Annotated in this window: 22 protein-coding genes and 1 tRNA gene; 22 read left to right on the top strand and 1 reads right to left on the bottom strand. The window is 61.6% G+C overall.

Annotated features, from left to right (window positions below; translation table 11 throughout):
• The first annotated feature begins 58 nt into the window (after positions 1-58).
• The 11 genes from MMB74_RS19505 to tatC all read left to right on the top strand — a co-directional run bounded on the left by MMB74_RS19505 (position 59) and on the right by tatC (position 6,888).
• Entirely contained in the window at positions 59-679 is a 621-nt protein-coding gene (locus MMB74_RS19505; protein ID WP_277430314.1) for a YchE family NAAT transporter, read from the top strand.
• A gap of 21 nt (positions 680-700) precedes the next feature.
• Positions 701-1,339 (top strand): imidazole glycerol phosphate synthase subunit HisH, encoded by a 639-nt coding sequence (gene hisH / locus MMB74_RS19500; protein WP_277430313.1) that lies wholly within the window; start codon positions 701-703, stop codon positions 1,337-1,339.
• 167 nt (positions 1,340-1,506) lie between these two features.
• Positions 1,507-2,259 (top strand): 1-(5-phosphoribosyl)-5-[(5-phosphoribosylamino)methylideneamino]imidazole-4-carboxamide isomerase, encoded by a 753-nt coding sequence (gene hisA / locus MMB74_RS19495; protein WP_277430312.1) that lies wholly within the window; start codon positions 1,507-1,509, stop codon positions 2,257-2,259.
• A 153-nt stretch (positions 2,260-2,412) separates the two neighbouring features.
• A complete protein-coding gene (hisF, locus tag MMB74_RS19490) occupies positions 2,413-3,186 on the top strand; it encodes an imidazole glycerol phosphate synthase subunit HisF (RefSeq protein WP_277430311.1) in 774 nt (257 codons plus the stop codon).
• Between the two features lie 85 nt (positions 3,187-3,271).
• Positions 3,272-3,682, top strand: coding sequence for a phosphoribosyl-AMP cyclohydrolase (hisI, locus tag MMB74_RS19485; RefSeq protein ID WP_277430310.1), 411 nt, complete (start codon positions 3,272-3,274; stop codon positions 3,680-3,682).
• Positions 3,679-4,089, top strand: a complete 411-nt coding sequence (locus tag MMB74_RS19480) for a phosphoribosyl-ATP diphosphatase (RefSeq protein ID WP_277430309.1) — start codon at positions 3,679-3,681, stop codon at positions 4,087-4,089. Before hisI ends, MMB74_RS19480 begins: the two co-directional genes overlap by 4 nt.
• A 122-nt stretch (positions 4,090-4,211) precedes the next feature.
• Positions 4,212-4,595: a hypothetical protein gene (locus MMB74_RS19475; RefSeq protein ID WP_277430308.1), complete on the top strand. Its 384-nt coding sequence runs from the start codon at positions 4,212-4,214 to the stop codon at positions 4,593-4,595.
• A gap of 42 nt (positions 4,596-4,637) precedes the next feature.
• Complete coding sequence (locus MMB74_RS19470; RefSeq protein WP_277430307.1) at positions 4,638-5,000, top strand: histidine triad nucleotide-binding protein; 363 nt, start codon at positions 4,638-4,640, stop codon at positions 4,998-5,000.
• 119 nt (positions 5,001-5,119) lie between these two features.
• Positions 5,120-5,374, top strand: coding sequence for a Sec-independent protein translocase subunit TatA (gene tatA, locus MMB74_RS19465; RefSeq protein ID WP_277430306.1), 255 nt, complete (start codon positions 5,120-5,122; stop codon positions 5,372-5,374).
• Positions 5,375-5,469: 95 nt separating this feature from the next.
• Positions 5,470-6,021, top strand: coding sequence for a Sec-independent protein translocase protein TatB (gene tatB / locus MMB74_RS19460; RefSeq protein WP_277430305.1), 552 nt, complete (start codon positions 5,470-5,472; stop codon positions 6,019-6,021).
• Positions 6,022-6,105: 84 nt separating this feature from the next.
• Positions 6,106-6,888 (top strand): twin-arginine translocase subunit TatC, encoded by a 783-nt coding sequence (tatC, locus tag MMB74_RS19455; protein ID WP_277430304.1) that lies wholly within the window; start codon positions 6,106-6,108, stop codon positions 6,886-6,888.
• 112 nt (positions 6,889-7,000) lie between these two features.
• Here the strand turns inward: tatC and MMB74_RS19450 are convergent, their stop codons facing one another.
• Positions 7,001-8,230, bottom strand: a complete 1,230-nt coding sequence (locus MMB74_RS19450; protein WP_277430303.1) for a Do family serine endopeptidase — start codon at positions 8,228-8,230, stop codon at positions 7,001-7,003.
• A gap of 19 nt (positions 8,231-8,249) precedes the next feature.
• Here MMB74_RS19450 and MMB74_RS19445 point away from each other — a divergent pair, with 19 nt between their 5' ends.
• From MMB74_RS19445 to metC, 11 genes are all read left to right on the top strand, one after another.
• Positions 8,250-8,996 (top strand): Nif3-like dinuclear metal center hexameric protein, encoded by a 747-nt coding sequence (locus MMB74_RS19445; protein WP_277430302.1) that lies wholly within the window; start codon positions 8,250-8,252, stop codon positions 8,994-8,996.
• Between the two features lie 281 nt (positions 8,997-9,277).
• Positions 9,278-9,901, top strand: coding sequence for a ubiquinol-cytochrome c reductase iron-sulfur subunit (gene petA / locus MMB74_RS19440; RefSeq protein WP_277430301.1), 624 nt, complete (start codon positions 9,278-9,280; stop codon positions 9,899-9,901).
• A complete protein-coding gene (locus tag MMB74_RS19435) occupies positions 9,902-11,284 on the top strand; it encodes a cytochrome bc complex cytochrome b subunit (protein ID WP_277430300.1) in 1,383 nt (460 codons plus the stop codon). It abuts the gene before it with no gap.
• A 22-nt stretch (positions 11,285-11,306) separates the two neighbouring features.
• Positions 11,307-12,071 (top strand): cytochrome c1, encoded by a 765-nt coding sequence (locus MMB74_RS19430; RefSeq protein WP_277430299.1) that lies wholly within the window; start codon positions 11,307-11,309, stop codon positions 12,069-12,071.
• Between the two features lie 102 nt (positions 12,072-12,173).
• Positions 12,174-12,785, top strand: coding sequence for a glutathione S-transferase N-terminal domain-containing protein (locus tag MMB74_RS19425; protein WP_006052302.1), 612 nt, complete (start codon positions 12,174-12,176; stop codon positions 12,783-12,785).
• A gap of 72 nt (positions 12,786-12,857) precedes the next feature.
• The gene (locus MMB74_RS19420) at positions 12,858-13,367 is read left to right on the top strand and encodes a ClpXP protease specificity-enhancing factor (RefSeq protein ID WP_277430298.1); all 510 of its coding nucleotides are present in this window, start codon (positions 12,858-12,860) and stop codon (positions 13,365-13,367) included.
• 19 nt (positions 13,368-13,386) lie between these two features.
• Positions 13,387-13,462: transfer RNA gene (locus MMB74_RS19415), tRNA-Thr, on the top strand.
• Positions 13,463-14,149: 687 nt separating this feature from the next.
• Positions 14,150-14,950, top strand: coding sequence for a transporter substrate-binding domain-containing protein (locus MMB74_RS19410; RefSeq protein ID WP_277430297.1), 801 nt, complete (start codon positions 14,150-14,152; stop codon positions 14,948-14,950).
• A gap of 71 nt (positions 14,951-15,021) precedes the next feature.
• Positions 15,022-15,678 (top strand): amino acid ABC transporter permease, encoded by a 657-nt coding sequence (locus MMB74_RS19405; RefSeq protein ID WP_277430296.1) that lies wholly within the window; start codon positions 15,022-15,024, stop codon positions 15,676-15,678.
• A gap of 63 nt (positions 15,679-15,741) precedes the next feature.
• On the top strand, positions 15,742-16,467 hold the full coding sequence (locus MMB74_RS19400) for an amino acid ABC transporter ATP-binding protein (RefSeq protein ID WP_277430295.1): 726 nt from the start codon (positions 15,742-15,744) through the stop codon (positions 16,465-16,467).
• A gap of 91 nt (positions 16,468-16,558) precedes the next feature.
• The gene (gene metC / locus MMB74_RS19395) at positions 16,559-17,734 is read left to right on the top strand and encodes a cystathionine beta-lyase (protein WP_277430294.1); all 1,176 of its coding nucleotides are present in this window, start codon (positions 16,559-16,561) and stop codon (positions 17,732-17,734) included.
• Positions 17,735-17,747 lie beyond the last annotated feature (13 nt).

Genomic DNA, 17,747 nt, shown 5'->3' with positions numbered 1-17,747 from the left:
CGCTGGACCTGGACCTATACCGACGGACCGGCGCGCCCAAAGCGGGCGCCGGCTTGCGATGGATCTTCTGAAATCGTTTATTTCGCTGCTGGCGCTGATCAACCCGGTCGGCGCGGTGCCGTTTTTTCTGAGCCTCACATCGGCGCAATCCGATGCGGAGCGGCGCCACACGATCCGCATCGCCTCGATCTCGGTGTTTTGCGTGATTGCGATCACGACGCTGCTCGGGCAGCAGATCATCAGTTTTTTTGGTATTTCGGTCGGTTCGCTCGAGGTGGGCGGGGGCATCATCATGTTGCTCATGGCGATCAACATGCTGAACGCGCAGATCGGCAACACGCGCGCCACGGCCGAGGAGCGCGACGAGGCCGAATCGAAGAACAGCATTGCGGTGGTGCCGCTCGCGATCCCGCTGCTGACGGGCCCCGGCTCGATCAGCACCGTGATCGTCTATGCGGCGAGCTCGCACCACTGGTACGACCGCGTGGGCCTGATCGCGATCGGCGCGGCGATCGCCGTGATTTGCTTCGGCTCGCTCAGGCTCGCCGAACCGATTGCCCGCTGGGTGGGCCAGACGGGCATCAACATCGGCACGCGGCTCATGGGTTTGATGTTGTCGGCGCTGGCGGTGGAGTTCATCGTCGATGGGTTGAAGGCGTTGCTGCCTAACTTGCGATGAAGGGCAAAGGCCCTTTTTGCTATGAAAAAGATTGCGATTGTGGATTACGGGATGGGCAACCTGCGCTCGGTGTACCAGGCGCTGAAAAAGGCTGCCCCGGAAGCGGACGTGGCGATCGTCGATCGTCCGGAAGGCATTCGCGCTGCCGAACGCGTCGTTTTGCCGGGGCAGGGCGCGATGCCCGACTGCATGCGCTGCCTCGGCGAATCGGGGTTGCAGGAGGCTGTCCTGGAAGCGTCGCGGGTCAAGCCGCTGATGGGCGTGTGCGTCGGCGAGCAGATGCTGTTCGATTGGAGCGAAGAGGGCTCGACGCCCGGCCTGGGGTTGATGCCGGGCAAGGTGGTCCGCTTTCAGCTCGAAGGCCGGCTGCAGGACGACGGCTCGCGCTTCAAGGTGCCGCAAATGGGGTGGAACCGCGTGCGGCAAACGCGTCCCCACCCGCTGTGGGCCGGTGTGCCGGACGGCGCGTTCTTCTACTTCGTCCATAGTTACTACGTCGTTCCCGATAAGCCGGAGCACACGGTCGGGGAAACCGAATATGGCGGGACCTTCACCTCGGCTGTTGCGCGCGAGAACGTGTTTGCGACGCAGTTTCACCCGGAAAAGAGCGCGGCCGCGGGGCTGCGCGTATACCGCAATTTTGTCGATTGGAACCCCTGAACGCGGTGCCGCCGCTCGCGCACCGCGTTCGATTCCGGCCCCGAGCGAGCGGAACACGGAAAGAGTTGTACTAAACTAAGCGACACGGCTCATCGACGTCGGGATCGCTTGCGCGCCCGGCCAGATGCGCCGCCCACCTTCAACCTCCCAGATTTCACGCGATTGCTATGCTGCTGATTCCCGCCATCGACCTCAAGGACGGTCAGTGTGTGCGCCTTAAACAAGGCGATATGGACCAGGCGACGATATTTTCCGAGGATCCCGCCGCGATGGCTCGGCAATGGGTCAGCCGTGGCGCTCGGCGGCTGCATCTCGTCGACCTGAACGGCGCTTTTGCCGGCAAGCCCAGGAACGAAGAGGCAATCCGCGCCATCATCGACGAAGTCGGCAGCGAAATCCCCGTGCAGCTCGGCGGCGGCATTCGCGATCTCGAAACGATCGAGCGCTACCTCGACGACGGCCTGTCGTACGTCATTATCGGTACGGCGGCGGTGAAGAATCCCGGCTTTCTGCAAGACGCCTGCACGGCGTTCGGCGGGCATATCATCGTCGGCCTGGATGCGAAGGACGGCAAAGTCGCCACCGACGGGTGGAGCAAGCTGACGGGCCACGAAGTCGTCGATCTGGCCCAGAAGTTCGAAGACTACGGCTGCGAATCGATCATCTACACCGATATCGGCCGCGACGGCATGCTTCAAGGCATCAATATCGAAGCGACGGTGCGTCTTGCGCGCGCGGTGAAGATCCCCGTGATCGCGAGCGGCGGGCTCTCGAACCTGGCCGACATCGACGCGCTGTGCGAAGTCGAAGACGAGGGCATCGAGGGTGTCATTTGCGGGCGCGCGATCTACTCGGGCGATCTCGATTTCGCGGCCGCGCAAAAGCGTGCCGATACGCTGCGCGAATCGGACGACGCCTAACGCACGCCGCCGAACGAGCGCCGCGGCGATCGCGCTGTGGCTAGGCCCCGAGGCGCCTTCGGCCAAGGCGGGGCGCGTCAGGGCGTGACGGCGTTACGGCATCATGCCGTCTGCATTGGCGCAGGCGGCCCACTTAGCGGCATTTGCACCATCATGGCTCTAGCTAAACGCATCATCCCTTGCCTGGACGTGACCGCCGGGCGCGTCGTCAAAGGCGTCAATTTCGTCGAATTGCGCGATGCCGGCGATCCGGTCGAAATCGCGCGCCGCTACGACGAGCAAGGGGCCGACGAACTGACGTTCCTCGACATCACGGCCACTTCCGACCAGCGCGATCTGATCCTGCCCATCATCGAAGCGGTGGCGGCGCAAGTTTTCATCCCCCTGACCGTGGGCGGCGGCGTGCGCGCCGTGGAAGACGTTCGCCGGCTGCTGAACGCGGGCGCGGACAAGATCAGCATGAACTCGTCGGCGGTCGCGCGTCCCGAACTCGTGCGCGAGGCTGCGCAGAAGTACGGCTCCCAGTGCATCGTCGTTGCGATCGACGCCAAGCGCGTGTCGGGCGAGGGCGAGCCGGCGCGCTGGGAGGTTTTCACGCACGGCGGCCGCAAAGCGACCGGGCTTGACGCCGTGGCGTGGGCCAAGCAAATGGCCGAGTACGGCGCGGGCGAGATTTTGCTGACGAGCATGGACCGCGACGGCACGAAAAGCGGCTTCGATCTCGCGCTGACGCGGGCGGTGTCGGATGCGGTGCCCGTGCCGGTCATTGCGTCGGGTGGCGTGGGCTCGCTGAAGGATTTGGCCGACGGCATTACCGAGGGCCACGCCGATGCCGTGCTGGCCGCGAGCATCTTCCACTATGGCGAGCACACGGTCGGCGAAGCGAAGCGATTCATGGCCGAGCGCGGCATTCCTGTGAGGCAATGATGAAACGATTCCGACGTTCTGTGGCATATCCCGTCTTGCTCGGGCGTGGCGTGGCCGCATTCGAAGCGTCGTGTGCGGAGGCCAAATGAGCGCCCCGGCCGAAAAACCCTGGCTCGACAAAGTCCAATGGGATGCCAACGGGCTGATCCCCGTCATTGCCCAGGAAGCGACGACGGGCGACGTGCTGATGTTTGCCTGGATGAATCGCGAGGCGCTGGCCAAGACCGTCGAAACGGGACGCGCCGTGTATTTCTCGCGCTCGCGCCAGCGCCTGTGGTTCAAGGGCGAAGAGTCGGGCCACGTGCAGCACGTGCGCGAGGTGCGGCTCGACTGCGATGAAGACGTCGTGCTGCTCAAAGTCGAGCAGGTATCGGGCATCGCTTGCCATACCGGGCGCCATTCCTGTTTTTTCCAAAAATTCGAAGGTACCGTGGACGAAGGCGAGTGGGTTGCCGTCGATCCCGTGCTGAAAGACCCCGAACAGATCTACCGATGACGCAATCCACGCAATCCACGCAACCGGCCGCCGCGGGCGCCGCCGGTTCGACGACCGAAGATACGCTCCTGCGGCTTGCCGCCATCATCGACAGCCGCAAGGGGGGCGACCCCGAGGTCTCCTACGTTTCTCGCCTGTTTCACAAGGGCGACGACGCCGTGCTCAAGAAGATCGGTGAAGAGGCGACCGAAGTCGTGCTTGCCGCCAAGGACGTGCGCCAGGGCGGCGCGCCCGGCGCGCTCGTCGGGGAAGTGGCCGATCTTTGGTTTCACTGCCTGGTCATGCTGTCACACTACGATCTGAGCCCCGCGGACGTGATCGCCGAGCTCGAACGGCGCGAGGGCATGTCCGGCATCGAGGAAAAAGCGCTCAGAAAGCGGCGCGATCGCGAAGAAAACGGCGGTTGAACCCGTCGGGCGCAGGCACGGCGCCGTCGAGGCCGCATTGCATGAGGTTGGCGCACGTGCCGCAGCACTTTGCGCCAATCGCGATAGCCGAAGCACAAACCTCGGTCGACAGGAGAACGAGAATGGAACAGCGACCCGAAGCGCCCATGCCTTACCCTGGATCCGACGCCGGCCGCGCACGCGACATGCGCACGCTCACGCACATCCTTTATGGGCTTTACGCCCTGCATTGGTTCACGGGGGGCATCTCGATCATCGTCGCCGTGATCATCGCTTACTTGAAACGCGACGACGCGGCGGGCACCCCGTCGCAGCCGCATTTCGAGTGGCTCATTCGCACGTTCTGGATGGGCCTGGTCGGCTATATCATCGGCGGCGTGCTGGTGTTCGTCTTCATCGGCTTCGCCGTGCTTACCGCCGTATCAATTTGGATGCTGTACCGTATCGTCAAAGGCTGGCTGTACCTTTATGACAACAAGCCGCTCGATTCGCGCGCGTGGTTTTGATCCGATCGCGCGCCGCGCATTCGCCTCTCAACCAGGAACACCATGAGTCACGACAACTGCCTCTTTTGTAAAATCGCCGCGGGCGAGATCCCTAGTACGAAGGTCCATGAGGACGAAGAATTCGTCGCATTCAAGGACATTCATCCTGCGGCAGATACGCACATCCTCGTGATTCCGCGAAAACACGTGGAAACCCTGTCCAATTGCACCGAAAGCGAAGCGCCGCTGCTTGGTAAAATGTTGGTTCTGGTGGCGCGACTGGCCGAGCAGCTCGGTTGCGCGTACACCGGCGGCGATACGGGGTTTCGCACGGTCATCAACACGGGGCCGGGCGGCGGCCAGGAGGTCTATCACTTGCATGCGCATATACTCGCCGGTCCGCGGCCGTGGAAGCGGATGGGTTGATAGCGCGGCGTACCCGTTTCGCATCGATCGACAGGGAGCGCGCGCGCTCCGATTAGGGTCGCAAGGCCGGTATTTGTTTGCTGCGGCGAATGGGCGGTGGCAAACCTCGGGAGGTTCTCATGGGTTCATTCAGCATTTGGCACTGGTTGATCGTGCTTTTGATCGTCGCGCTCGTGTTCGGCACGAAACGCCTGCGCAGCATCGGCAGCGATTTGGGCAGTGCGGTGAAGGGTTTCAAGGAAGGCGTCAAGGACGCCGATGCGCCGCCGTCTTCCCCTTCCGCCCCGGCCGAGGCCGAGCGGCGCGAATTGCCGCGCTCGGGCACGATCGACGTCGAGGCCAAGGAAAAATCGCGCTCGAACGATTACCGTTGAATGCGATGCGCGCCGGTCCCGGCCCGGCGCGTTGGCGACGCGAACAACGCGTGAGTCGGAACGCATAATCGATAACGGACCACTAGGCCACTGACATGCTCGACCTCGGACTGACGAAGATGGCGCTGATCGGTGTCGTGGCGCTCGTCGTGCTCGGGCCGGAGCGCCTGCCGCGCGTCGCGCGCACGGCGGGCGCGCTGTTTGGCCGGGCTCAGCGCTACATCAATGACGTGAAGGCCGAAGTCTCGCGCGAGATCGAACTCGACGAACTACGCCGGATGAAGAGCGAATTCGAATCGGCCGCGCGCAACGTGGAAAACACGATCCACGACAACGTGCGCAAGCACGAGGCCGAGTTGAACGATGCTTTCCGCTCCGGCTCGTCGGTGTCGCCGAGCATCGCCGGCACGGGGGCCGCGGAGGACGCGGCGGGCGGCGCGGGCACGACCGACAGCGCTACTTCCTCGTCGTGGCGCAGCGTCTCGTCGCGCGCTACGAGCAAGCGCGTCAACTGGCGCGTCAAGCAGGCAGCGGCGCCCACTTGGTACAAGCGGGCCACGGGCCGGCGCACCCACGTGCAATCGGGGGCCGCGCGCGTGGCCCGCTACACGCCAGCAAGCCTGCGCAAGCAGCGGCGGTTCCTTTGATCCCGTTCGTGCGCGCGACCGAGGTTTTTCATCTTCCGAGTCATCGGCGCGGTGCGCGCCGATTTCCATTTTAAGAGGGCCGGCGTGAGCGACCCCCAGCACAACTCAAGCGAAGGCACAGAAGAGTCGTTCATCTCGCATCTGGTCGAGCTGCGTGACCGCATCATCAAAGCCGGTATCGCCGTCATCGTCGTGTTCCTTTCGCTCGTCTACTGGGCGACGGATATCTTCAAGCTGCTCGCGCGTCCGTTGATGGAGAACCTGCCCAAGGGCGGGCGCATGATCGTGACCGACGTGACCGGTTCGTTCTTCGTTCCGGTGAAAGTGACGATGCTCGTTGCGCTCGTCATTGCGCTGCCGATCGTGCTCTATCAGATCTGGGCGTTCGTCGCGCCGGGGCTCTATCAGCATGAGAAAAAGCTGGTGGTGCCACTGGTCGGCAGCAGCTACCTGCTATTCCTATGCGGGATGGCGTTCGCCTACTTCGTCGTGTTTCCGACGATATTCCGCGTCATGGCGCATTACAACGCGCCGCTGGACGTGCAGATGTCGACGGACATCGACAACTACTTGAGCTTCGTGCTGTCGATGTTCATTGCGTTCGGGGTGACCTTCGAAGTGCCGATCATCGTCGTGTTGCTCGTGCGCATGAAGGTGCTCACGCTCAAGAAGCTGCGCAGCATTCGGCCGTATGTCGTGGTGGGCGCGTTCATCGTTTCGGCTGTCGTCACGCCGCCCGATGTGTTTTCGCAATTGATCCTCGCGTTGCCGCTGATCATTCTTTACGAGACGGGAATCATCGCGGCTCGCTTGATCATCGGGAAGGATCCCGAGCCCGTGGCAGACGAAGAAGGCGCGACCTCCTAAGTCGCGACATCTCCCATTGCGTTGGCCGGCGGCCTTCGCACTGCTGGTCGACGATCGCCCGCCGCTGGCTCGTGGTCGGCGCGAGCGAACGGGCGCCTCGCGCCTTCCGCGATCATTCCTCTTGCTGCTGCGAGTCGCTATTGTCGTCTTCGCTGGTGGCTTGCTTGGGCGGCGGCGGGCGTTTGCCGATCGTCACCGTCAGATCCACCTCTTTCCGCTTGCGCATGAGCTTGACCTTGGCCTGAGTGCCCGGCTTGATCTGGGCGATCAGGTTCAAGAGCCGCGTCGTGTCGGTGATTTCTTCGCCGTTCACGTCGAGCAGCACATCGCCCGGCTTGATGCCCGCCTTGTCCGCCGGCCCGCCTTGCAGCACGCCAGCGACGATCGTGCCGCGCTGCTCGAGCCCGAACGATTCGGCGATGGCGGGTGTGACGTCCTGCGGCTCGACGCCAATCCAGCCGCGCGTGACCGAACCGGTCGTGATGATGCTCTCGAGCACGCTGCGCGCGGTCGACACGGGGATGGCGAAGCCGATGCCGAGCGAGCCCCCCGAGCGCGAGTAGATGGCCGTGTTGATGCCGAGCAGGTTGCCTTTGACGTCGACGAGCGCGCCGCCCGAGTTGCCGGGGTTGATCGGCGCATCCGTCTGAATGAAGTTTTCGAAGGTATTGATGCCGAGATGATTGCGCCCGAGCGCGCTGATGATCCCCATCGTGACTGTTTGGCCGACGCCGAACGGATTGCCGATGGCGAGCACCACATCGCCCACGCGCGCCTGCTCTACGCGGCCGAGCGTGATGGTGGGCAGGTTGGTCAGGCCGATCTTGAGCACGGCTAGATCCGTTTCCGGATCGACGCCGATCACCTTCGCGTTCGTGCGGCGGCCGTCGGGCAGCGCGACCTCGATCTCGTCCGCCCCGTCCACGACATGTTCGTTCGTTAGAATGTAGCCTTCCGAGCTGACGATGACGCCCGAGCCTAGGTTCGTCGCCGCCTCGTCCTGCGGCGGCTGTTGCTGCTGCGGGTTCTTCGGATCGCCGAAGAAATAACGAAACAGCGGGTCTTTCGCGTGTGGATTGGGCGGGGCCGAGCCGCCTTTGCCCGAGAACACGTTGACGACGGCGGGCATCGCGCGCTGTGCGGCGTCGGCGTACGAGGTCGTCGCCGCGCCCGAGCCGGAGCCGGGGGCGACTTCGCGCAGTGCGACGATCGGGGAAGCGAGTTGCTTGCCGAATTGTCCTTGCCGCTGCAGCCATTGGGGCTTGAGTGTGGCGACGATGAACAGCAGTGCGAGCAGCACCGTCACCGCTTGGGCGAACAGCAGCCAGAAGCGTCTAAGCATTTGAAGAATCGAGGTTTCTATGGATCGGATCGAACTTGAATTGTACTTGAACGACATGCTCGATATCGGTCGTTTCAAGGACTATTGCCCCAACGGCCTGCAAGTCGAAGGCCGCCGGCGGGTCGACAAGATCGCAACGGGCGTCACGGCGTCGCTTGCGTTTTTGGAGGCGGCGCGCGAGTGGGGCGCCGATGCCGTGCTCGTTCACCACGGCTACTTCTGGCGCAACGAGTCGCCCCAGATTACGGGCCGCAAGTACCGGCGCATCAAGACGCTCATGGACGCCGACATCAGCTTGTTCGCCTATCACCTTCCCCTCGACGATCACCCGGAAGTGGGCAACAACGCGCAGCTCGGGGCGAGGCTGGGGCTGATCGGCGATGCGCGCTTCGGCGCGGACGGGATCGGCTGGATGACGACCTTGCCCATGCCGGTCACGCTCGCGCATTTCGCCGCGCAGGTGGAGCAGACGCTGGGCCGCGCGCCGCTGCTGCTGGGCGACGCCGATGCCGAGTTGCGGCGTATCGCTTGGTGCACGGGCGGGGCGCAGGGTTATTTCGAGGCGGCGATCGATGCGGGCGCGGATGTCTATCTCACCGGCGAAATCTCCGAGCAGATCACGCACATCGCCGCAGAAAGCGGCGTGGCCTTCCTTGCCGCGGGCCATCATGCGACCGAGCGTTACGGCGTGCAGGCGCTCGGCTCCCACCTTTCCGAGCGCTTCGACGTCGAGCATCTGTTTATCGACATCGATAATCCGGTGTGACGCAGCGCCGCAATTTCGGCGCGTTTTTCGTTCGATTTCCCTGTATTTTTGCGTTTTGCATGATTCGTATCATGCGTCGCGCAATAAATGTACCGATGCAGGGAATGCTTAACGAAGAAGTGAGACGAAACGTCGCCTCCATCATGGGGGGAAACCCCTAAGAATTAGCGCTTTGCATGGTTTTTGTCCGACGGCTCTTGTAAATGCCGACTCCATTCGCGCAAACTAGCGGGCGGCAGCAAATGCGGACGGAAAAATCCAACTTAGAAGTGGGGCGTGTGATGCGAGATAAAGAAGAGGAACGCGTCGACGGCAGCCGTCGTACCTGGCTGATTGCGACATCCGTAATGGGCGGCTTTGGAGGCGTAGCCGCCGTTGTGCCTTTCGTGGACTCCTTAGAGCCATCGGCGAAAGCCAAGGCGGGTGGCGCGCCCGTCGAAATCGACATCAGCGGTCTGAAGCCCGGCGAGATGATGACGGTGTCTTGGCGCGGCAAGCCGGTTTGGATCCTGAATCGAACCGACGACATGCTGGCCGAGGTGAAGAAGGCCGATAACGAGGTGGCCGATCCGAAATCGAAGAATCCGTTCACGATGCCGCTGCCCGAGTACTGCAACAACGAGTACCGCTCGCGCGCAGATCACAAGAACATCCTCATTGTCGTCGCTGTTTGCACGCACCTTGGCTGCTCGCCAACGCCGCGATTCACGCCCGGTCCGCAGCCCAACCTGCCCGACAACTGGCCCGGCGGCTTCCTGTGTCCTTGCCATGGCTCGACCTACGATCTTGACGGCCGCGTCTTCAAGAACAAGCCTGCGCCGCAGAACCTCGACGTTCCCCCCTACATGTTCACGAACAATGGCAACACGGTCGTGATCGGTAAAGACGAACACGGAGAAGCGTAAATGGCGACAACGGAAAACCAAGTGGAATCGACGGGCTTGGTCGGCTGGATCGACCGGCGCTTCCCCATGACCTCGACCTGGAAGGCGCACCTATCGGAGTATTACGCGCCGAAGAACTTCAATTTCTGGTACTTCTTCGGCTCGCTCGCGCTGCTCGTGCTCGTCAATCAGATCGTGACGGGCATCTTCCTGACGATGAACTACAAGCCCGATTCGCAGCTTGCGTTCGCGTCGGTCGAATACATCATGCGCGAAGTGCCGTGGGGCTGGCTGATCCGCTACATGCATTCCACGGGCGCGTCGATGTTCTTCGTCGTCGTCTATCTGCACATGTTCCGCGGGCTCATGTACGGCTCGTATCGCAAGCCGCGCGAACTCGTGTGGATCTTCGGTTGCGCGATCTTCTTGTGCCTGATGGCCGAAGCCTTCTTCGGCTACTTGCTGCCGTGGGGGCAGATGTCGTACTGGGGCGCCCAGGTGATCGTCAACTTGTTCTCGGCAATCCCGTTCGTCGGCCCGGACCTGTCGTTGTGGATCCGCGGCGACTATGTCGTCTCGGACATCACGCTGAATCGCTTTTTCGCATTCCACGTGATTGCGATTCCGCTCGTGCTGCTCGGTCTCGTGTTCGTGCATATCGTTGCGTTGCATGAAGTTGGATCGAACAACCCGGACGGCATCGAGATCAAGGCGAAGAAGGATCCGCAGGGCAAGCCGCTCGACGGCATCCCGTTCCACCCGTTCTATTCGGTGCACGACTTCTTCGGCGTATGCGTGTTCTTGATCGTGTTCGCGGCGATCATCTTCTTCGCGCCGGAGATGGGCGGGTATTTCCTCGAAGCGAACAACTTCATCCCGGCGAACCCGCTGCAGACGCCGCCGGAAATCGCGCCGGTCTGGTATTTCACGGCGTTCTACGCGATGCTGCGTGCGACCACGGACCCGTTCAAGATCGTCTTGATGATCGTAATCGGCCTGCTTGGGTTGCTGGCGCTCGTGCGTGCGCGCGGCAAGTGGCGCATCGGCCTGCCGGTGCTGGCTGCGCTCTTGATCGCCTTCATGGCGGTGACGGAAGCGAAATTCTGGGGCGTGGTGGTGATGGGCTCGGCGGTGATTTCGTTGTTCTTCTTGCCTTGGCTCGATCGCAGCCCGGTGAAGTCGATCCGGTATCGTCCGTTCTTCCACAAGGTTTTCTACGGGATCTTCGTCGTGGCGTTCTTGGCGCTCGCGTATTTGGGGACGAAGCCGCCCTCGCCGGTGGCCACGTTGATCGCCCAGATTTGCGCGTTGATCTACTTCGCGTTCTTCTTGGGCATGCCGTTCTGGACCCGGCTCGGCACGTTCAAGCAGCCGCCCGAGCGCGTTCGGTTCAAGCCCCATTAATCGCGAGCGAGGATAAAAGAATATGAAGACTTGGCTGAGCAAGCTCGCGCGGATCGGCGGGGCGAGCATTCTGACGTTGGCGGCGGCGCTGGGAACGGCGCACGCGGAAGAGGGTTTCCACCTCGATCGTGCGCCGGACAACATGCATAACATCGCGTCGTTGCAGCACGGGGCGCAATTGTTTGTAAACTATTGCCTGAACTGCCACAGTGCGAACTTGGTGCGGTACAGCTCGCTGGAGCAGATCGGGATCTCGAAGAAGGAGATCGAGCAGAACCTGCTGTTTACGACCGACAAAGTGGGCAACACGATGTCGGTGGCGATGCGGCCCGACGATGCGAAGGCGTGGTTCGGCGTGACGCCGCCCGATTTGTCGGTCGAAGCCCGCGCGCGCGGCAGCGATTGGTTGTACACCTATTTGCGCAGCTTCTACCGCGACGATACGCGGCCGACGGGCTGGAACAACATGGTGTTCAACAACGTCGGCATGCCTCACGTGCTGTGGCAGTTGCAGGGAGTGCGCACGGCGAAATTCGAGGATGTGAAGGACGCGGAAACGGGGGAGACGACGCATCAGTTCGCGGGCTACCAAGTCGTAAAACCGGGGACGATGTCGCCGGTAGATTATGATTCTGCCGTGGCCGATCTGGTTGCGTACTTGACATGGATGTCCGAGCCGAACCAGCAGACCCGCCGGCAGCTTGGCGTGTGGGTGCTGATCTTCCTGGGCGTACTGACATTTTTCGCCTGGCGGTTGAACGCGGCGTACTGGAAGGACGTCAAATAATCACGCCGTAACACGGCGTGGGGCCGGTGCAAGAAAAGGGCTCGCTCTTTGGGCGAGCCCTTTGGCGTGCCGGCCCTTCAGCTTTTTGAGGAAACTTTAGACATGATGGTTTTGTATTCCGGCACAACTTGCCCCTTTTCCCAGCGTTGCCGGCTGGTACTGTTCGAAAAGGGCATGGACTTCGAGATCCGCGACGTCGACCTGTTCAACAAGCCGGAAGACATCGCCGTGATGAATCCGTACGGGCAGGTACCGATTCTCGTCGAGCGCGACTTGATTTTGTACGAATCGAACATCATCAACGAGTACATCGACGAGCGCTTCCCGCATCCGCAACTAATGCCGGCCGATCCGGTGCAGCGCGCGCGGGCTCGCTTGTTCCTGCTCAACTTCGAAAAGGAGTTGTTCGTTCACGTCGGCACGCTCGAGAACGAGAAGGGCAAGGCGGCGGAGAAGAACCACGAGAAGGCGCGTCTTGCGATTCGTGACCGGTTGACCCAGCTCGCGCCGATCTTCTTGAAGAACAAGTACATGCTCGGCGAAGAGTTTTCGATGCTGGACGTGGCGATCGCGCCGTTGCTGTGGCGCTTGGACCATTACGGTATCGAGCTCTCGAAGAACGCTGCGCCGCTGATGAAGTATGCCGAGCGTATTTTCAGCCGCCCGGCTTACATCGAGGCGCTGACGCCCTCGGAAAAGGTGATGCGCCGGTAAATCGGGTTCGGGCGCGCGCCTGCGCGGTTGGCATGGGCGGGCGTCGCGCCGGACTTTGTACGAGGACAGTTGATGCAAGAGATTTCGACTAAGCCTTATTTGCTGCGTGCGTTGTACGAGTGGTGCACGGACAACGGTTACACGCCGCACATCGCGGTGCGCGTGGACAGCCAGACGCGCGTGCCGCGTCAGTTCGTGCACAACGACGAGATCGTGCTGAACATCAGCTTCGAGGCGACGAGCCAGCTGCAGATGGGCAACGAGTGGATCGAGTTCAGCGCACGGTTCTCGGGCAAGGTGCACAAGATCGAAGTGCAGGTGGCGAATGTGCTGGCGATCTATGCGCGCGAGAACGGGCAAGGCATGGCGTTCCCAGTCGAGCCCGCGACGGGCGCGGCGCAAAGCGGCGAGCCGGTGGCGCACAGTGAAGTGGAGGATGTGCGGGTTCTGGAATCCGAAGCTTCGCAGCAGAGCGGGGACGCTGTGCCGGCGTCGGCGAGCGATGAAGGCAAGCCTTCGCGCCCCGACGACGATGGCAGCAAAGGCGGCGGCGGGAAAGGCCACCTCAAGGTCGTGAAATGAAGTAGAATCGCCGACTCACGCCGGCTTAGCTCATCTGGTAGAGCAGTTGATTTGTAATCATCAGGTGGCGGGTTCGAGTCCTGCAGCCGGCACCAAATAAATGAAGGGGTTACGCGATGTTTGCGTAACCCCTTCGTCTTTTCCGATCGTGATCGCGTCAAATCACAGCCCGAATCTAAGAACGACGACAGCAGCAGCTGGCCTGCCGGGCTGAAGTAGCGCCTGCACGGAATTCCTGTGCCTGTACGTTGAACGTCTCGGCGCACCTCATCCATGAATTCGACGGTCGAGTCCCGTCAGGCCAAGGTCTCCCGCAGGCCGCTAGTAGGCTGCAAGCTCAGCCGGACACCGAATGGCGGAGAGGGCGACCTAAGCTCTTCTCGAGCAAACTCCTCCATGCGTTCCCCACGACGCACCTTTCATACGGGCACTCGATCGTCAGATATTGCGAGACGGTTGTACGTGCCGACGGAAAGCCCGACCCACGCCATCCCAACTCTTACCCCGCACACTACCGTCGCCCGATTTTGTGCAAGTAAACCATTTCTAGATCATGAGGTGGTAGAAAATATTTCTTCGATATGCCTGATTTATGGCAAATCTTTGGAAGCACTTTTCATTCTGAGACCCTTAAGCTTGTCGTCAGTGGCGCTCGCAAGCGTGGATCCTCCCAAGACCCGCGACGGTCTCGAAGTCCGCCCGGTGCCACAGCGCGTTGACGATGGACTGATCAAAACCAGTCCGAACACGCAGCATATTTATCCAACGACAGGAGACAAGAGATGAAGGCATTTAGGCCGATGTTCGCGTACGGACTCGTCGCAGCACTACTTGGCGTCGCGACCATGTCCGCGTACGCGGAGGACTTGCTCGACAAGGTCAAGCAGGCGGGTGTGTTGACGATCGCCTGCGAAGGCACCTACCCTCCGTTCGACTCCCGAAATACCGATGGGCAACTCGTGGGATTCGACGTCGACGTTGCAAAGGCGGTCGCTGCTCGCCTCGGCGTGAAGCCTCAATTCATCACGACCGAATGGAGCGGCATTCTCGCTGGACTCCAAGCGGGCAAGTTCGACGTGATCGTCAATCAAGTTGGCATTACGCCCCAGCGCCGGGCAGCGCTTGATTTCTCGCAACCCTACACGTATTCGTCGGCGCAACTGATTCAGCGTGAAGGCGACAAGACCGATTACGCCGCCGCCGGCGCTTTGAACGGCAAGCGCGTGGGTGTCACGCTCGGCACCAATTACGCCGACCTCGCGAAGAAGCTGCCGGGCGTAGAAGTGAAGACCTACCCCGGGGCTCCGGAGAAACTGAGCGACCTCGCCTCGGGGCGCGTCGATGTCAGCATGGACGATCGCGTCATGCTTCCGTATCTGATCAAGAACGCGCATCTGCCTCTGAAGGCAGGAGCGACGGTCAAGGGCGGCGATACGGAAATGGGCATCCCGTTCCGCAAGGGTAATCCGAAGTTCGCCAAGGCCATCGACGACGCAATTTCGTCGATGAAGCAAGACGGCACGCTGAAAAAGCTCTCGATGCAGTGGTTCGGCACCGACATCACCGTTCCCGCCACGCACTAACCGTCCTCAATCGAGCGCGCCGTCGCCCACCTTGCCGCCGACGCGCTCGGCTGCCGCCTGGAGTCAAGCTTATGCAAGCGTTAGAGCTAGTTGCACATACCTTGCCCCTTCTACTGCAAGGAGCGGTGTTCACCATGAAGTTCGCGGTCGCGTCGATGGTGCTCGGATTGATCGTCGGGCTCCTGGTTGCGATCATGCGGATCAGCAGCAGTCGAATCTTGTCCGCGCTCTCACAAGCGTACGTCAGCCTGATGCGCGGCACACCGCTTCTCGTGCAGGTATTCGTCGTCTACTACGGGTTGCCCGACATCGGCCTCTCGCTCGACCCGACGACGGCAGGCATTCTCACGCTGACGCTCAATGCCGGCGCTTACCTGTCGGAAAGCATGCGTGGCGCGATTCTCGGGATCGGGCGGGGGCAGTGGGCGGCTTCGCATAGTCTGGGCCTCACCTATGGACAGACGCTGCGATACGTCGTTTGCCCGCAGGCCCTGCGTTTGGCGGTGCCGAGCCTTGGCAACACGCTGATCAGCCTGATCAAGGACACCTCTCTCGTTTCCGTCATCACCGTCACCGAGCTGCTGCGCTCCGCACAGGAGGCGATCGCATCGACGTTTCAACCGTTGCCGTTGTACTTGGCGGCCGCGGCAATTTACTGGGTACTGAGCACGTTGCTGGCGAGCGTCCAGGTCCGCATCGAAAAGCGCTGCGCGATGCCGTCGCACTGAATATGCGTTGGCTGATGAACCCGCTGAAGTCAGAGCGTTCTGTTACCGATCAAGACTGCGAACATGATTACTCTCGATAACGTATCGAAGTGGTACGGCAAGCATCAAGTCCTGACCGATTGCTGTGCGTCGGTCACAAAAGGCGAAGTGGTAGTCGTCTGCGGCCCGTCCGGCTCGGGCAAGTCGACGCTGATCAAGACGATCAATGGCCTCGAGCCTTTCCAGCACGGCAGCATCACAGTCGACGGCACTCGACTCGACGATCCGACGGTCAAGCTCGCGCAATTGCGCGCGCGCGTAGGCATGGTGTTCCAGCATTTCGAGTTGTTTCCTCATCTCTGCGTAATCGAGAATCTCACGCTTGCTCAGATGAAGGTGTTGCGACGCTCGAAGGACGAGGCTCACGAGATTGGCCTGCGTCTTCTCGATCGCGTCGGGCTGAAAGCGCATGCTCGGAAGTTTCCGGGCCAGTTGTCGGGTGGGCAGCAACAGCGCGTGGCGATCGCTCGCGCATTGTCGATGAATCCGATCGCGATGCTGTTTGACGAGCCGACCTCCGCGCTCGACCCGGAAATGATCAACGAGGTACTGGATGTGATGGTCGAACTCGCACGCGAAGGCATGACGATGGTGTGCGTCACACACGAGATGGGATTCGCTCGCAAGGTTGCAAACCGCGTGCTCTTCATGGATGCCGGCATGATCGTTGAGGACGCGCAGAGCGACGCGTTCTTCCATACGCCGCGCTCCGAGCGGGCGCGGGATTTCCTCGACAAAATTCTGCATTAGCCACGACCCGCTGGTCGGCGTTCCTGCATACCGGTGGGGCGCCCGACGCTGTCCATCGCGATTGATTGAACGAAAGGAAAGGATTCACACTTTGAACGCGACACTATCGAATGAAACGATATTGGCTCACGAAGGGCGCGGCCATGAACAGGCAGGCACTCCGGTAAATCCCCCCGTGTATCGGCAATCGACGCTGCTCTTTCCAACCGTCGACAAGCTCAATTCCGCGAGCGACACACCCAATGCATACGGGCGCGGCGGCAGCCCGACCACGCGCGCGCTCGAGGGTGCGTTAGCGCGTCTCGAGGGCGCGCATCGGGCGATGCTGACTCCAAGCGGCCTGAGTGCCATCGCCACTTCGCTTCTGGCTGTTCTGGGGCCGGGCGATCATCTACTGATGACCGATTCGGTGTACGCCCCAACGCGCACGTTCTGCGCCAGGACGCTGGCACGTCTGGGCATCGAGACGACTTACTACGATCCGCTGATTGGCGCCGATATAGCGGCACTCATGCGGCCCAACACGCGCGCGGTGTTTGTCGAATCACCGGGGTCGGTGACCTTCGAAGTGCAGGATATCCCCGCGATCAGCCGGGCGGCCCATCGACACGGTGCGCTTGTACTGATGGACAACACGTGGGGTACGCCGTTGTTCTTTCGTTCATTCGATCATGGCGTCGACGTATCCATTCACGCGGCCACGAAGTACATCGCGGGACACTCCGATGTCCTGATGGGTGCGATCCTCACAACGGAATCGACTTATCCGCTGATTCACGAATTTTACCGGCGCTTCGGTCTGACGGTCAGCGCGGACGATGCTTACCTCGCGTTACGTGGCTTGCGCACGTTGTCTGCGCGGCTGGAGCGTCATCAACGCACGGCTCATACCCTGACCGGGTGGCTGGCAGAGCAGCCTGAAGTCGCCGAAGTTCTCTATCCGGCGCTTCCGGGCGCACCCGGCCATGATTTATGGCGACGCGACTTCACGGGCGCATGTGGCCTGTTTGGCGTCGTCCTACGCCCGCAATCGGATGAAGCGTTGCGAGCGATGCTCGACGGCATGAAGTGCTTCGGGATGGGGTACAGCTGGGGAGGCTACGAAAGCCTCATTCTGCGTTCCAATCCGCAAAGCTACCGAACGGCGACGCAATGGTTGCGGGAGGGACCGTTGCTGAGAATTCATGCCGGCCTCGAGCATGCCGACGATCTGATCGCCGACCTGGAAGCGGGATTTGCGCGTTTGCGTGCGGCTGCGACGAACTAAGGGAATTGGATCA

The organism is Trinickia sp. Y13 (assembly GCF_029522115.1).
Classification (GTDB): Bacteria; Pseudomonadota; Gammaproteobacteria; order Burkholderiales; family Burkholderiaceae; genus Trinickia.
This window is presented reverse-complemented; position numbering and strand designations above follow the sequence as displayed.

Coding starts and splice junctions, on each gene's coding strand:
- MMB74_RS19400 (WP_277430295.1), top strand. CDS start 15,742: ATGATTACTCTCGATAACGTATCGAAGTGGTACGGCAAGCATCAAGTC.
- MMB74_RS19450 (WP_277430303.1), bottom strand. CDS start 8,230: ATGCTTAGACGCTTCTGGCTGCTGTTCGCCCAAGCGGTGACGGTGCTG.
- MMB74_RS19425 (WP_006052302.1), top strand. CDS start 12,174: ATGATGGTTTTGTATTCCGGCACAACTTGCCCCTTTTCCCAGCGTTGC.
- MMB74_RS19505 (WP_277430314.1), top strand. CDS start 59: ATGGATCTTCTGAAATCGTTTATTTCGCTGCTGGCGCTGATCAACCCG.
- hisH (WP_277430313.1), top strand. CDS start 701: ATGAAAAAGATTGCGATTGTGGATTACGGGATGGGCAACCTGCGCTCG.
- MMB74_RS19435 (WP_277430300.1), top strand. CDS start 9,902: ATGGCGACAACGGAAAACCAAGTGGAATCGACGGGCTTGGTCGGCTGG.
- MMB74_RS19420 (WP_277430298.1), top strand. CDS start 12,858: ATGCAAGAGATTTCGACTAAGCCTTATTTGCTGCGTGCGTTGTACGAG.
- MMB74_RS19480 (WP_277430309.1), top strand. CDS start 3,679: ATGACGCAATCCACGCAATCCACGCAACCGGCCGCCGCGGGCGCCGCC.
- petA (WP_277430301.1), top strand. CDS start 9,278: ATGCGAGATAAAGAAGAGGAACGCGTCGACGGCAGCCGTCGTACCTGG.
- tatA (WP_277430306.1), top strand. CDS start 5,120: ATGGGTTCATTCAGCATTTGGCACTGGTTGATCGTGCTTTTGATCGTC.
- MMB74_RS19430 (WP_277430299.1), top strand. CDS start 11,307: ATGAAGACTTGGCTGAGCAAGCTCGCGCGGATCGGCGGGGCGAGCATT.
- MMB74_RS19470 (WP_277430307.1), top strand. CDS start 4,638: ATGAGTCACGACAACTGCCTCTTTTGTAAAATCGCCGCGGGCGAGATC.
- hisI (WP_277430310.1), top strand. CDS start 3,272: ATGAGCGCCCCGGCCGAAAAACCCTGGCTCGACAAAGTCCAATGGGAT.
- MMB74_RS19445 (WP_277430302.1), top strand. CDS start 8,250: ATGGATCGGATCGAACTTGAATTGTACTTGAACGACATGCTCGATATC.
- tatB (WP_277430305.1), top strand. CDS start 5,470: ATGCTCGACCTCGGACTGACGAAGATGGCGCTGATCGGTGTCGTGGCG.
- hisF (WP_277430311.1), top strand. CDS start 2,413: ATGGCTCTAGCTAAACGCATCATCCCTTGCCTGGACGTGACCGCCGGG.
- MMB74_RS19475 (WP_277430308.1), top strand. CDS start 4,212: ATGGAACAGCGACCCGAAGCGCCCATGCCTTACCCTGGATCCGACGCC.
- MMB74_RS19405 (WP_277430296.1), top strand. CDS start 15,022: ATGCAAGCGTTAGAGCTAGTTGCACATACCTTGCCCCTTCTACTGCAA.
- hisA (WP_277430312.1), top strand. CDS start 1,507: ATGCTGCTGATTCCCGCCATCGACCTCAAGGACGGTCAGTGTGTGCGC.
- MMB74_RS19410 (WP_277430297.1), top strand. CDS start 14,150: ATGAAGGCATTTAGGCCGATGTTCGCGTACGGACTCGTCGCAGCACTA.